Below are 12,876 nucleotides of genomic sequence, written 5' to 3' on the forward strand. Positions count from 1 at the left end.
CGCACACCCGGAGTGCCCGGGTGAACGCGGAGAGACATTTCCACTGAGGATGAGCTAGTCCACGCCGAAGGTCATCAGTCGCCGTCGGCGGATTGTCGCCGTTGGCGACTGTGCGCCAGCACGGGAAAGGCCCGGTCCGCCGGGTGGGCGGACCGGGCCGTGGCCGGGGCCGAGATCAGTTCAGCTGGCCGGGGGTGCGCTGGTGCAGGGAGAAGTCCTGCCGGTTGTTGTCGGTGTCGGTGCTGACGATGTCCCGGCCGCTCGAGGCCGCGAGCTGCTCGGTCACCTGCGTCTCGGGCAGCGCGGGCTGCCCTTCCTTCGCCGCGGTCACCGAGGCCGAGAAGGCGATGCCGTCGACCCTGGTGCCGGTCGGGCTGACCACCGCGACCCCGCCGTTGACCGGGATGCCCTCGGGGCCGGCCAGCAGGAACGGCACCACATTGGTCTCGTCCTCGATGGTGCCGGAGAAGTTCTGGCTGGTGAGCACGAGGAACTGGCCGGCGTTGCCCTTGGGCGAGAGCACGATGCCCGCGGGCAGGGTGATGGTGTCGACCAGCGCGTTCTGCGGGCCGTAGACCCGCATGGTGTACCCGGTCAGGTCCACCGGGTTGTTGCTGATGTTGCGGATCTCGATGAACTCGTCCAGCGTGCCGTTCGGGCCGCGGGTCGAGATCTCGTTGACCACCACCGTGGACGAGGCCAGCGGCTGCACCTCGTCGGGCTGGCCGGCACTGGCCGCACCGGCGATCACCGGCAGGCTCAGCAGGGCCAGCGCGAGAGCCGAACCACTCAGCAGACGACGCATTGTCTTTCCTTTCCGGGAAACAAAGGGGGACGGAAAATACGATCCGGCGCCGAATCCGTTGTGCGGATCCGTTTTCCGCCGGTACCAACAATGCTGCCGCAATGGTGTCGGCGGCCGGAAGGGGCCAGTTCCCGGTGACCTCATGCATGCCGCCGGTATCGGCGGGCCAGTGCGGCGGCCGCGCGCAGTTCCTGCGGGCAGGTGTCCAGCACCTGGCTCAGCCAGCTCCGCCAATAGGGCCCGGGAATGCGTTTACCGCGTTCCCAGCGCGACACGTCCTCCCGGGTGATACCACTGTTCCCCGACGCGGCCCGCAAACGGGCGGCCAGTTCGTCCTGGGAAAGTCCTTTGTCGCGGCGGGTTTCGGCGATCACGTCGAATACCGGCTTGGCCTGGGTGGGCACGGCATGCCTTTCCGTCCCGTTACCGATGGCACGGGACTTCGCGAGTGGGATTACTGCTTTTTCACGGGTGCGGCTGGGCCGCGGGCGGGGACGGGCAGCCGAAATCGACCCGGTTGTTGTCGGTGTCGGTGCTCAGCGCGTCCCGGGAGAGCGGGCCGGGGCAGGGTGCGGCGGCCTCGTTCTCCCGGCAGGGCGACTCCGGTGCCACCGCCACCCCGTCCACCCGCGCCTGGTGCCCGTCGAGCAGGAGCTGGCCGGTGCCGGGCACCGCGGGCACGAGCAGGTCGGCGTCGTGCTCCCCGGCGAAGTCCAGGCCGGCCAGCACGAACGAACCACCGCCGGGGACCGCGCTGCCCGCCGGGAACCGGGCCAGTTCGGCCAGCGCGCTGCCGTGGCAGCTGAGCACGGACCAGCCGTCCAGCCACACCGGGGCCGCCGAGAGGTTGCGCAGTTCGAGGAATCCCGCCGGACCGGCGAGCAGCTGGTGGATCCGGACCGGCGGCACTGCCGGGCCCGGTGCGGCGGCGGTGAGCACGGCGACGACGGCCAGGTGGCACAGTCTGCTCGGCATCTGCTCCTCACCGCCCGCGGAGGGGACTGCTGCGCGGCACGACGAGGCCCGCGCCGTCCAGCCTAGGAGCACGGGCGGTAGCGAGGATGTGCCGCGCGGTACTGTCCCGCCCGGGTCCGGGGTACCGCCGGTACGGCCTCACCCCGGACGGCGGGGCGGGCCCGCGGCGGACGGGCTCGGCCGCAGGTCCAATGAGCGGAACAGGTCCCGCCTGCTGGTGAAGCCGAGTTTGCGCAGCACGCAGCTGACGTAGTTCTTCACCGTCTGCCTGGCCAGGTGCAGCTGGTCGGCGATCTCGTCGTTCGACCGGCGGCACAGCACCAGTGCCAGCACCTCCTCCTCGCGGGAGGTCATCGGCGGGCTGTCCGGCGGGGGTGGCGGCGGGGCGGGCTGCGGCGCGGTTTCCGCGCCCACCAGCCAGGTTCGCTCACCGGCTCTGGTCCGGCGGATGGCTTCGCCGACCACGCGGTCCCCGGCCGACTTGTGCACGAAGCTGTCCGCGCCGGCGTTGAGCGCGGCGGCCACCGCCGACGGTGAGGAATCCGCGGTCAGCACCAGTACCGCGGTTCCGCGCAGTGCGCGCTTCGCGAACCGGCATATTCCGATGCCCACCCGTTCCCCGGTCAGCGTGAGTTCGGTGATGACCAGATCGGGATGCACCCGGCGGCATTTCGCCAGTGCTTCGGCACCACTACCGGCCTCGGCTATTTCCTGGCATTCGCCCGCCGATTCGATCAGGGTGCGCAGGGCATATCTGATCAGTGGCTGCTCATCAACCACCAGTGTGGTGACGTGTTCCACGTTACCCCTTCGCCAATCGGTTCCGTCCGCGCGCGGTCGCGGGCGCAGAGAACTTACTACCACTCCACGCCGCGCGGATGACACGGCCAAGCGGCACAGTTGTTCTTGACGGCGGTGGGAAACGGGTGAATTACGCCCGCCGGCGCGGAAACCGGCGGACGCATTCGCGGTGGTTCCGGCCGGACTCCGCGGCCAGGATCTCGGCGAAGACGCCGAAGGTGCACCAGTCGTTGTTGGTGTGGATGACGACCAGGTGCTTCGCGTCCGGGGTGCCGCGCAGGTAGCTGCACGTGCCGGCGTCGCTGCCCGCGCCACCGCGGAGCACCAGGCCGCCGGGCAGCGTTTCCTCGTGCACGCCGAGGCCGTACCGGCTGTTGGGCAGCCAGCTCCCGCCCTCGGTGGACACCGTGGCCCACATCCGCGCGTGCTGTTCCGGCGGCAGCAGGGTGCCCCGCAGCAACGCGGTGTAGAAGCGCAGCATGTCCGCGGTGGTGGAGACGATCCCGCCGGCGGCGTGCCCCAGCGAGGTGTTCATCTCGGTGACGTCGAGCGGCGGGAGACCGGGATCCTCCATCAGGGACGGCCAGTTCTCCGGCGTCACCCGCGCGGGGTCCACGCCCTCGCGCAGGAACACCTTCGAATACGCCCGCGGGTGCGGGTCCGGGTACTTCGTCTCCTCCGCGGGCCGCACGTAGGTGTCGGTGAGGCCAAGCGGCTCGATGACCGTGCGGTGCACCTCCTCGGCGTGCGTGCGGCCGGTCGCCGCCTCGATGATCGCGCCGAGCAGGTAATACCCGCCGTTGGAGTACATGAAGGTCTCGCCGGGCTCCGCCACGGGCGGTTCCGAGACGGCGAGCTTCACCAGCTCGTCCACCGTCCACACGTCGAAGCGGTGCTTCTCCCAGCGGGACCGGATGAACCGGCCCGCGGTCCGGGTGGCCAGTCCGGTGGCGAACAGGCCGCTGGTGTGGTTGAGCAACGAGCGCACGGTGAGCTTGCGCCCGTCGTTGCCGTGGGCGTCGGCCGCGCCCGGCAGCCATTTGTCCACTGTGTCGTCCAGGTCCAGCTTCCCCTCGGCGGTCAGCGCGAGCACCGCCGCGGCGGTGTAGCTCTTGCCGATGCTGCCGAAGTTCAGGTGCTCACCGCGTTCGCGCGGGCGGCCGGTGTCCAGGTCGGCCACCCCGGCGGCGCCGAACCAGGTGCCGTGCTCGTCGGCGACCTCGACGACGATGCCGGGCACGCCGTACTCGGCCACCGCGTGGTCGAGCACGCGCTGGGTCTTTTCGTGGTGGGTCACGGTCAGTCCTTCCAGGTGACGGGGAGGCCGGCGAGGTCGTACATGTTGGCGTCGGTGCGCAGCGGTACTTCGTGGACCGGGATGGCCAGTTCGAGCGTGGGGAACCGGTTGAGCAGCGCGGGCAGCGCGGTCCGCAGTTCGATGCGGGCCAGGTGCTGGCCGAGGCACTGGTGGACGCCGTGGGCGAAGGACAGGTGCCCGCTCGCGTCGCGGGTGATGTCGAGCGCGTCGCCGTCGGGGAACCGCCGGGGATCGCGGTTCGCCGCGATCGGCGAGATGGCCACGGTCTGGCCCGCCCTGACCAGCTGGCCGCCGATCTCCACGTCCGCCACCGCCGCCCGTGCCGAACCACCGCCGATCCCGGTGTAGCGCAACAGTTCCTCGATGGCGCGATCGGTCAGCCCCGGATCCGCGCGCAATGCGGCGAGCTGGCCGGGATTGATCAGCAGCGCGAAGGTGGACAGGCCGAGCACGGTGGCGGTGGTGTGCAGCCCGGCCCCGAGCAGGAAGGCGCCGACCCCGGCGAGCTCGTCCTCGGTGAGGTCGCTGGTGGTCAGCTCGCTGAGCACGTCGTCGGTCGGCCGCGCCCGCTTGCCCCGGACGAGTTCGCGGAGGTAGTCGCTCAGCGCGGTCCAGTTCGCCGCGATGTCGTCCGCGGTCACGCCCTCCCGCGCGAGCATCCCGTCCACCATGCGGCGGAACCACTCGCGATCGGCGGACGGCACGCCGAGCAGTTCGCAGATCACCAGCGCGGGAATGGGGCGGGCGTAGACCTCCATCAGGTCGGCGGGCCGCGCCGAGCCGGCCAGCACGGTGAGCCGGTCTTCGGTGCACGCCGCGACCTGCTCGGCGAGCAACCGCATCCGGCGCGGGGTGAACTTCCCGGCGAGCAGTTTCCGGAACCGCGTGTGCTCCGGGGCGTCCAGGCCGAGGAAGTCGCCGGGCTGCGCGGGCGGCAGCTCCCCGCTGAACCCGGGCAGCGGCACGTGCATCAGCTCGTAGCGGTTGCTGAAGGCCTGGTGCCCGAGCACGGCACGGGCTTCGTCGTACCCGGTGGCCAGCCAGCCCTCGTGCCCGTCGGGGAAGCGCATGGGGGCCAGCGGCCGCTCCTCGCGCAGGCGGCCGAGTTCGGGCGGGAGCTGGAACGGCCGGTCCGGGAACGAGCGGAAGAGCAGTTCCGGCTGGGTGAACAGGTCGGTCATGGTGGTTTCTCCTTGTCAGGTAGGGAGGTCAGGCGGCGAGGTGCCGTCGTGCGGTGCGGACACCGCGGGGGTGGTTCCAGCCGATGGCGGCGGTGGTGGTGCCGTTCTCCTCGGCGACCGCGGCGAACCGGCTGTCGTCGTGGTCCAGCAGGCGGAGCCGCGCGTGCGGCCCGAGCACGCCGTGGACCTGGATCTTGATCTCGTACTGGTCGGACCAGAAGTAGGGGACCGGACGGTGGTGCCGCTGTCCGCCGAGCAGGTTCGCGGCCACCACCAGCGCCTGTTCCGTGGCGTTGGTGCGGGTTTCCAGCCGGTGCGTGGTGCCGGTCGCGGGATCGGACCAGCGCGCCACGTCACCGACCGCGTAGACGTCGTCGGCGGCGCGCAGGGTGGAGTCGCAGCGGAGGCCGTCGTCCAGGGTCAGGCCGCTGCCGGCCAGCCAGCCGGTGGCGGGCACGGAGCCGAGCGCGAGCACCACCAGCTCGGTCTCGACCAGTTCACCGCCGGGCAGCGCGATCCCGGTGACCCGGCCGTTTTCGCCGACCAGCCGGGACACCGTGGTGCCGGTGCGCAGGCGCACGCCCCGTGAGCGGTGCAACTCCGCGACCCGGCCGCCGAGTTCGTGGCCCAGTGTGCGCAGCATCGGCACCGGCTCGGGGTCGATCAGCGTGACGGCCTTGCCGAGGGTGCGGGCGGCAGCCGCTACCTCGCAGCCGAGCACCCCGGCGCCGACCACGGAAACCCGTTGGGCCACTTGCAGTTCCCGCTTCAGCGCCAGTGTTTCGTCCAGCGTCCGCAGGGTGTGCACCCCGGCGAGGTGCGGTTGGCCGGGCAGGCGGCGCGGTTTCAACCCGGTCGCGATGACCAGCGCGTCGTAGGTGAGCACGCGGCCGTCGTCCAGTTCCACCGCGTGGTCGGCCGGGCGGAGGCGTTCGGCGGTGCGGCCGAGCAGCCAGTCGGCGTCCAGCGCGGCCAGCCGCTGTTCGTCACGCAGGTGGGTTCGTTCGACCGGCCAGGTGCCGGTGAGCACCTCCTTGGACAGCGGCGGCCGGTCGTAGGGCGGGTGCGATTCCTCGCCGACGATCCGCAGGGAACCGGTGTACCCCTTGTGCCGCAACGCTTCGGCCACGGTGAGCCCGCCGACGGAGGCGCCGACGATCAGCACGTTCACGGCGACTCCTCCAGCAGGATCGCGGCGGCCGGGCAGAGCATCGCGGCTTCCCGCACCGCGTCGTGCGCGTCCGGCGGGGGAGCGTCGTCGAGCAGCACCACGATGCCGTCTTCATCGCGCTGGTCGAACACCTGCTCCGCGGCCATCACGCAGGTTCCGGCGCCGACGCACCTGGCCTCGTCCACGAGCACCTTCATACGAGTTCCCCTTCCCGGGTTTCCTTGCGGCTACTGGGTTTCATCACGAACAGTGCGAGCACGGCGGCGGCCAGCACGAGGGCGGCGGTGGCCCACGAGGTGGTGGCCATGCCGGAGGTGAACGCCTCGCGGGCGGCGTGGGTGAGGGCCGGGTCGCCGACGGCGAGCGCCTCGCCGATGGACGCGCGCGCCGGTTCGGGTGCGGTGTCCGGCATCGAGGCGGTGTAGGCACCGGCGAGCACGCTGCCGAGCACGGCCACGCCGAGCGCGCCGCCCGCCTGCTGCATGGTGTCGTTCACCGCGGAGCCGACGCCGGCGTGTTCGGGTGGCACGGCACCCATCAGCGCGGCGACCGCGGCCGGTTGCGCCAGGCCCGCGCCGATGCCGAACACCGCCAGCGACGCCGCCACCACCGCGAAGCCGCTGTCCGGTGCCAGCGAGGCCATCAGGCCGAAACCCGCCGCCACCACGGCGAGACCGGCGGCGGTCATCGTCCGGTTGCCGAGCTTGCGCCCGAGGGTGGCGCCGAGCGCGTTGGCCGCGATGGTGGCCACCGCCATCGGCACCATCGCGGTCCCGGCTTCGGTCGGCGTGTAACCGAGCACGAACTGCAGGTACTGGGTCAGCACCAGGACCAGGCCGCCGAGGCCGATCTGGGTCAGCACCAGCGCGAAGCTGCCGCCACTGAAGTCGCGGTTCCGGTAGAGCGAGAGCGGCACCATCGGCGACGGCGTCTTCAGCTCCCACACCGCGAAGGCCGCCAGCGCGACCACGGCCACGGCGAGGGCGAGCAGCGTGCCGGGTGCGGTCAGCCCGGCCACCGGCAGTTCGATGATGGCCCAGACCAGCGCGGTCAGGCCGATCACCGACAGCACCGCACCGAGCGGATCGGCCTTGCGCGCCGGGCCCTTCGACTCCGGCATCAGCCAGAGCGCCGCGACGATCGCCAGCGCGGCGATCGGGATGTTGATCAGGAACACCGAGTTCCAGCCGAAACCGGACAGCAGCGCGCCGCCGAGGATCGGGCCGCCGATCATGCCGAGCATGGCCACCGCGGACCAGGCGGAGGTGGCCGTCCGGCGTTCCTCCTCGGTGAAGACGGTGATCAGGATGGACAGCGTGCTGGGCAGCACCAGTGCGGTGCCCACGCCCATCAGCGCGCGGCCGGCGATCAGCTGGCCCGGGCTGGTCGCGGCGGCGGCGACCAGTGACGCGAGGGCGAAGACCACCAGCCCGATGACGAGCAACCGGCGGCGCCCGTAGCGGTCGGAGAGGCTGCCCGCGGTGAGCAGGAGGCCGGCGCAGGCGAGTATGTAGGCGTCGGTGATCCACTGGATGTCCTGCGCGTCGGCGCCGAGATCGCGGACCAGGGTGGGGATGGCCACGGTGAGCACCTGGTTGTCCACCGTGAGCACGAGGGTCGACAGGCACAGCGTGAGCAGGATGAGCCATCTGCGGGGATGGGATGCGGAAGAGGACACGCCCACGACCGTGCCGACCGGCGATGACAGGCCGCTGACAATCCTCTGATAGGCGCCCTGACAGCCCGACCTGACAGCCCGACCTGATAGCCGCCCTGACAGCCCGCCCTGACAGACCGACCTGACAGCCCCGCCTCGACCGGCCCGCCTGGCAATCACCGCCCTGGCAACCGCCGCACTGGCGGCTTGCTGGATTGGCGGGCGGCGTGGTGGCTCGCCGGTTAGGGCGGCTGGGCAGGTAGTCAGGGAGCCATCGTCATCGCTCGCCCGGGAGAGGGCGTCAGGTCAGCAGGTGCGTCGCGGCGTCTTCGCGCGGGAGGGCGGCGCCGCGAAGGTAAGCCGTCTCGTACGCCTCCGCGCCGAGCAACCCGGTGAGGGCCGTGACCAGGTCCCGCAGTTCCGCGTCACCGCGGTCGAACGTGCCGCGGATCGCCTCGCTCAGGCCGAGGGCGGTGGCCGCCCCGGCGTGGTCCCCCTCCAAAAAGCGCAGGCGCGCGACGTGCTGCGCGGCCGAGGCGAGATCGTGGTGCGCGGTGGCGGTGGCGATGGTCGCGGGCAGCAACGCCCGCGCCCCGACGGCGTCACCGGCGGTGAGGCGGTTCTCCATGCGCGCGGCTGCGACGGCGTCCTTGGCCGCGTGGTCGGGCAGGGGAGCCTCCCGCGCGACGGCGAGCAGCCGGTCCAGTTCACGATCCGAACGCGCGGGATCCCCAGCACGCCGGTGCAGGTCGGCCAGTCCGATCGCGGTGACCACTTCGAGCAGGTGCTGCCCGCTGTCCGCGGCGAGCCGTTGCGCGGTGGCCAGGTCCTGCCGGGCGCCGTCGAGGTCACCGGCGCGCATCCGCTCGGTGGCCAGGCCGATCCGGTAGGACAGGTCACCGGGCGGAGCGAGATCGGCCGCCCGGCGGTAGGCGGCGAGGGCGGCGGCGTGGTCGCCCCCGATCGACCGCACGTGCGCCACCCCGGACAACGCCATCGCGGTGAACACCCGGTCGCCGGTCTCCTCGAACGCCCGCAGCGCCTCGTCCGTCGCGGCGATGACGCCCGCCCAGTCCCCGCGGTCGTACCGCAGGAACGTCTCCACCAGGTACGTGCACGCCCGCGCCCAGCGGTCGGTGCCCGCGCGCACCGCGTCGATCTCCCGCTCGACCAGCTCGCCCTGCCCCAGCAGGTAGGCCGCGGTCAGCGTGGCCATCATGAGCATCGGGTACCGGCGCATCGCCCCGGTGCGCACGCACTCCTCGGCCAGCTCACGCACCTTCTCCGCGTCCTGGGGCATCGGCCCCGCCCCGGTGAACAGGTGGTACCCGGTGAAGGCCGCTCGCGCGTCCTCGGGCAGCGCGTCGCCGAGGCCCAGCACCCCCTCCATGAGCCCGTCGGCGCGCCCGTCGAAGCGAAGCGTGTTCCAGTACCAGCACAACGGGGCGAGCAGCAGGACCGCGCTCCCGGCGTCCCGGTTGTCGATGGCCGAGCGCAGCGCGAGCAGGAGGTTGTCGTACTCGGTTTCGAACAACGCCAGTGCTTCCCGTTGCGCGGCGGACCGCAGCAGCGGCTCGTTCCGGTCGGCCAGCCCGGCGAAGTAACGGGTGAACCGGTGCTGGACCGCGGTGCGTTCGGCGTCGTCCAGCTTCTCGCCCAGGTGCGCGCGAATGCTCTCCAGCATCCGGTACCGGTCGCCGGAGACGTCCACAATGGACTTGTCCACCAGTGAACCGAGCAGGTACGCGACGTCCTCGGCGGGCAGCCGCTCGTCCGCGCAGACCGACTCGACGGCGTTCGCCCCCGCCCCGGTGGGGAACACCGCGAGCCGCCTGGCCAGCGTTCGTTCCGGCGCGGTGAGCAGCTCCCAGCTCCACTCGATCACCGCGTGCAGCGTGCGCTGACGCGGTTGCGCGGCCCGGTTCCCGGTGGACAGCAGGCGGAACCGGTCGTCGAGCCGCCGGGCGATCTGCCCGGCGCTCATCGACCGCAGCCGGGCCGCGGCGAGCTCGAGCGCCAGCGGCAGCCCGTCGAGCCGCCGCACCACCTCGACCACCGCGTCCACAGTGGACTCGTCCAGCGCGAACCCCGGTCGCACGGCCGCCGCCCGGTCGAGGAACAACCGCACCGCCGGGGATCCGGCGGCGTCGTCCCGCCGGTGTGGCAGCGCGAGCGGCCCGAGTCGGCACAGCGCCTCGCCCAGCACCTCCAGCGGTTCCCGGCTGGTGACCAGCACCCGGAGCTGGGGCTGGCGCTCCAGCAGCCGCCCGGCCAGTTCCGCGACGGCTTCGATGACCTGCTCGCAGTTGTCCAGCACCAGCACGGCCTCGCCGCCGCCGAGCAACTCGGCCACGCGCGCCACCGGATCCGCGGTCCCGCCTGCCGGGCGGCCGGTCGACGTGCTGAGCGCGCCGAGCACCGCGCCGGCCGGGTCGTCCACCCCGGCGAGCGGGACCAGCCACAACCGGCCCTGCCGGTGGGTGTGGTGCCGGGCCGCGACCTCGGTGGCCAGCCGCGTCTTGCCGACCCCGCCCGGCCCGGCGATGGTCACCAGGCGCGCGGTCCCCAGCAGTTCCTCGACCAGCTTCACCTCGGTTTCCCGGCCGACGAAGCTGGTCAGCGGCGCGGGCAGGCGGCCGGGCGCGGGCCGGGTCGCCGGTTCCCCGCGCAGCACGGCCAGATGCGCGTCCCGCACCGCCTCGGACGGGTCCATGCCCAGTTCGTCGGCGAGCGTGCCGCGGACCTCCTCGTAGGCCGCCAGCGCGTCGGACTGGCGCCCGGCCGCGGCGAGCGCGCGCATCCGCAGCGCGGCAAGGCGTTCCCGCAGCGGATGGGCGGCGGCGGTGGCGGTCAGGTCGGCCAGCACCTCGCCGTGGTGACCGAGGCGCAACTCCGCCTCGAACCGGTCTTCCAGCGCCGCGAGCCGCAGCTCCGCCAGCCGGGTGGCCGCCGCTTCGGCGAACGGGGCACCGCGGACGTCAGCCAGTGCGTCACCGCGCCACAAGGCGAGTGCCTCGCGCAGGGTTTCCGCCGCCTGCTGGGGTGAATCGGCCAGTTCACGCCGTCCTCGCGCGGCCAACTCCTCGAACCGGCTCGCGTCCACGTCCCGCGCCTCGACGGCCAGCCGGTACCCGGTGCCCGCCGATTCGACCGCCACCGTCTCCCGCAACGCCTTGCGCAGCCGGTAGACCAGCGCGTGCAGCGCGTTCACCGCCTCGGCGGGCGGGTCCGCGCCCCAGAGCCCGTCGATCAGCGCGTCGGTGGAAACGACCGCACCCGGGGTGAGCGCCAGCCGGGCCAGCAGCATGCGCAGGCGCGCGGAGACCGGTGCGTCCCCGGCCCGGACCGGCCCGAGCAGCACGACCCGCATCCCCACCCCGCCCTCCGCGACGACACCCCTCGACGCCTCATCGTAGAGGGCGGGGCGCTCAGCGGCGGTCGGGCGGGTCGGCGGCGTCGAGCGGTCCGGCCGGGCGGCCCGGCGGGCCCGCCACGATGGCCGGGAACCGGCTGTCCACATCGGACGTTCGCCCGGCCGGGGCGATCGTCGTCCCCGGGGTGGACAATTTCCCACTGCCGATTTGTTTTCACCCAGTGCAAGCGGTCTGGATTTCCCCGGGAATTGCCTAAAATGGCGCGACATGCCGGTGAGAGACTTGGGGGCGCTATGAGTGTTGTGCGCGAGGAATTCCGGTGGAACCCGGTGCTCGACCGGACGGCACCGCCGCCGCCGGAATCGTTGGGGGAAGCGCTGGTCGATCTCGGCGCCATCGCGCACAATACCGAGCTGCTGCGGTCACGCGGTGCCGGGGAGTTGATGGCGGTGGTGAAAGCCGACGGTTTCGGGCACGGCATGGTGCCGGTCGCCGAAACCGCGCTCGCGCACGGCGCCACCTGGCTCGGGGTGACCTCGCTGGCCGAGGCGATCTCGCTCCGCGACGCCGGGATCACCGCGCCGGTGCTCAGCTGGATCCACCTGCCCGACCAGGACTTCGCCCCGGTGATCGCGCGGGACGTGGACCTGTCGGTGTCCTCGCGCGCGCACCTCGACGGGGTCGCCGCGGGTGCCGAGCGCGCCGGGATCCGCGCCCTGGTGCACCTCAAGCTGGACACCGGGCTCTCCCGCAACGGCGCGCTCGCCGGGCAGTGGCCCGACCTGGTCGCCGCGGCCAGGGAACTCGAGCGCGCGGGCCTGGTGCGCGTGCGCGGGATCTGGTCGCACCTGATCAGCGGTGACCATCCCGGAGACCCGTCCGTGCGCCGCCAGCTCGGCCGGTTCGAGGAGGGGTTCGCGCTGGCCAGGGCCGCCGGACTGGACCCGGAGCTGCGGCACCTGGCCAACTCCGCCGCGGTGCTGACCGCGCCCGCCACGCACTACGAACTCGTGCGCGCGGGCATCGCGCTGTACGGGGTCGAACCGCTGGCCGGGCGGTACTCCGGGCTCCGGCCCGCGATGACCCTGCGCACCAGGACGAACCTGGTGCGGCGTGTTCCGGCGGGCACCGGGGTCTCCTACGACCACGAGTACGTCACCGGCCGCGAGACCACGCTGGCGCTGGTTCCGCTCGGCTTCGCCGACGGTGTGCCGCGCCGCGCCTCCGGGCGCGGTGAGGTGCTGCTGCACGGGCGGCGGTGCCCGGTGGCCGGCCGCGTGGCGATGGACCAGTTCGTCGCCGACGCGGGTGACGCGCCGGTGCGCGTCGGTGACGAGGTGCTGGTTTTCGGGCCGGGAACCCGGGGTGAACCGACCGTGGCCGAATGGGCACACTGGGCGCAGACAAATCCGCACGAGATTCTCACCGGTATCGGAAACAGGGTACCGAGGCGTTATCTACCGGCAATTCCGTCGAATGGCAGCAATGGTCGTGGAACGGCCAGGGCGTAATAACCGGTGGTAGTGTCCTTCGGCACGGGAACAATGTGACATCACCATTTCTGGTCGATCCGGAGTGATTCGTAAGAAAAAGT

General features: G+C 72.3%; 12 protein-coding genes. 1 reads left to right on the forward strand and 11 read right to left on the reverse strand.

The window, feature by feature from the left end; all coding sequences use genetic code 11:
- Positions 1 to 175 precede the first annotated feature (175 nt).
- From JYK18_RS44965 to JYK18_RS45015, 11 genes are all read right to left on the reverse strand, one after another.
- Positions 176 to 805, reverse strand: coding sequence for a lamin tail domain-containing protein (locus JYK18_RS44965; protein ID WP_206810399.1), 630 nt, complete (start codon positions 803 to 805; stop codon positions 176 to 178).
- Between the two features lie 140 nt (positions 806 to 945).
- Positions 946 to 1,209 carry a helix-turn-helix transcriptional regulator gene (locus JYK18_RS44970; RefSeq protein ID WP_307796369.1) on the reverse strand — a complete coding sequence of 88 codons (264 nt, stop codon included), beginning with the start codon at positions 1,207 to 1,209 and terminating at the stop codon, positions 946 to 948.
- 61 nt (positions 1,210 to 1,270) lie between these two features.
- Positions 1,271 to 1,780: a lamin tail domain-containing protein gene (locus JYK18_RS44975; RefSeq protein ID WP_206810400.1), complete on the reverse strand. Its 510-nt coding sequence runs from the start codon at positions 1,778 to 1,780 to the stop codon at positions 1,271 to 1,273.
- A gap of 138 nt (positions 1,781 to 1,918) precedes the next feature.
- Positions 1,919 to 2,581 carry a response regulator transcription factor gene (locus JYK18_RS44980; protein ID WP_307796370.1) on the reverse strand — a complete coding sequence of 221 codons (663 nt, stop codon included), beginning with the start codon at positions 2,579 to 2,581 and terminating at the stop codon, positions 1,919 to 1,921.
- Positions 2,582 to 2,711: 130 nt separating this feature from the next.
- On the reverse strand, positions 2,712 to 3,878 hold the full coding sequence (locus tag JYK18_RS44985; RefSeq protein WP_206810401.1) for a serine hydrolase: 1,167 nt from the start codon (positions 3,876 to 3,878) through the stop codon (positions 2,712 to 2,714).
- A 2-nt stretch (positions 3,879 to 3,880) separates the two neighbouring features.
- On the reverse strand, positions 3,881 to 5,080 hold the full coding sequence (locus tag JYK18_RS44990) for a cytochrome P450 (protein ID WP_206810402.1): 1,200 nt from the start codon (positions 5,078 to 5,080) through the stop codon (positions 3,881 to 3,883).
- 28 nt (positions 5,081 to 5,108) lie between these two features.
- Positions 5,109 to 6,251, reverse strand: coding sequence for an FAD-dependent oxidoreductase (locus JYK18_RS44995; protein WP_307796371.1), 1,143 nt, complete (start codon positions 6,249 to 6,251; stop codon positions 5,109 to 5,111).
- Positions 6,248 to 6,448, reverse strand: coding sequence for a ferredoxin (locus tag JYK18_RS45000; RefSeq protein WP_206810404.1), 201 nt, complete (start codon positions 6,446 to 6,448; stop codon positions 6,248 to 6,250). The genes JYK18_RS44995 and JYK18_RS45000 overlap by 4 nt, the downstream gene beginning before the upstream one ends.
- Complete coding sequence (locus JYK18_RS45005) at positions 6,445 to 7,929, reverse strand: MFS transporter (RefSeq protein ID WP_206810405.1); 1,485 nt, start codon at positions 7,927 to 7,929, stop codon at positions 6,445 to 6,447. The genes JYK18_RS45000 and JYK18_RS45005 overlap by 4 nt, the downstream gene beginning before the upstream one ends.
- A 280-nt stretch (positions 7,930 to 8,209) precedes the next feature.
- Complete coding sequence (locus JYK18_RS45010) at positions 8,210 to 11,278, reverse strand: BTAD domain-containing putative transcriptional regulator (RefSeq protein WP_206810813.1); 3,069 nt, start codon at positions 11,276 to 11,278, stop codon at positions 8,210 to 8,212.
- A 58-nt stretch (positions 11,279 to 11,336) separates the two neighbouring features.
- A complete protein-coding gene (locus JYK18_RS45015) occupies positions 11,337 to 11,474 on the reverse strand; it encodes a hypothetical protein (protein ID WP_206810407.1) in 138 nt (45 codons plus the stop codon).
- 101 nt (positions 11,475 to 11,575) lie between these two features.
- Here JYK18_RS45015 and alr point away from each other — a divergent pair, with 101 nt between their 5' ends.
- Positions 11,576 to 12,793 (forward strand): alanine racemase, encoded by a 1,218-nt coding sequence (gene alr / locus JYK18_RS45020; RefSeq protein ID WP_206810408.1) that lies wholly within the window; start codon positions 11,576 to 11,578, stop codon positions 12,791 to 12,793.
- The last annotated feature ends 83 nt before the right edge of the window (positions 12,794 to 12,876 follow it).

Source organism: Amycolatopsis sp. 195334CR, from assembly GCF_017309385.1.
Lineage (GTDB): Bacteria > Actinomycetota > Actinomycetes > Mycobacteriales > Pseudonocardiaceae > Amycolatopsis.

Coding starts and splice junctions, on each gene's coding strand:
- JYK18_RS44965 (WP_206810399.1), bottom strand. CDS start 805: ATGCGTCGTCTGCTGAGTGGTTCGGCTCTCGCGCTGGCCCTGCTGAGC.
- JYK18_RS44975 (WP_206810400.1), bottom strand. CDS start 1,780: ATGCCGAGCAGACTGTGCCACCTGGCCGTCGTCGCCGTGCTCACCGCC.
- JYK18_RS44990 (WP_206810402.1), bottom strand. CDS start 5,080: ATGACCGACCTGTTCACCCAGCCGGAACTGCTCTTCCGCTCGTTCCCG.
- JYK18_RS45000 (WP_206810404.1), bottom strand. CDS start 6,448: ATGAAGGTGCTCGTGGACGAGGCCAGGTGCGTCGGCGCCGGAACCTGC.
- JYK18_RS45010 (WP_206810813.1), bottom strand. CDS start 11,278: ATGCGGGTCGTGCTGCTCGGGCCGGTCCGGGCCGGGGACGCACCGGTC.
- alr (WP_206810408.1), top strand. CDS start 11,576: ATGAGTGTTGTGCGCGAGGAATTCCGGTGGAACCCGGTGCTCGACCGG.